Annotated in this window: 1 protein-coding gene; it reads left to right on the top strand. The window is 65.0% G+C overall.

Annotated features, from left to right (window positions below):
* Positions 1–5: 5 nt before the first annotated feature.
* A partial coding sequence (locus tag IU459_RS37725; protein ID WP_195134334.1) for an aldehyde dehydrogenase family protein occupies positions 6–354 on the top strand: 349 nt, incomplete at its 3' end.

Genomic DNA, 354 nt, shown 5'->3' with positions numbered 1-354 from the left:
TCAGGATGACGGCGGTAGCAGAAGTCCAGCCGCAGCCCAGGGTGAAGGAGTTTCTTTCCGGCACCGGAAAACTGCTCATCAACGGGGAATGGGTGGCTGCCAGGTCAGGGCGAACCTTCGCCACGTATGACCCGGCTACGGGCGGGAAACTCGCCGACGTGGCGCATGGCGAGGCGGCCGACATCGATGCCGCGGTACGGGCGGCGCGCGCCGCGTTCGATGGCCCGTGGTCGAGGTTGAAGTCCAATCAGCGCGAACGACTCATCTGGCGGATCGGTGATCTGCTGTCGGAGCGGGCCGAGATCTTCGGTCAGCTGGAATCGCTCGACAACGGCAAGTCCGCGACTATCGCGC

Origin of the sequence: Nocardia amamiensis (assembly GCF_015477605.1) — a bacterium.
In the GTDB taxonomy this organism is placed as follows: Bacteria; Actinomycetota; Actinomycetes; order Mycobacteriales; family Mycobacteriaceae; genus Nocardia; species Nocardia amamiensis_A.
The sequence above is the reverse complement of the archived record's forward strand: the minus strand, read 5'-3'. Positions and strand labels throughout refer to the sequence as shown.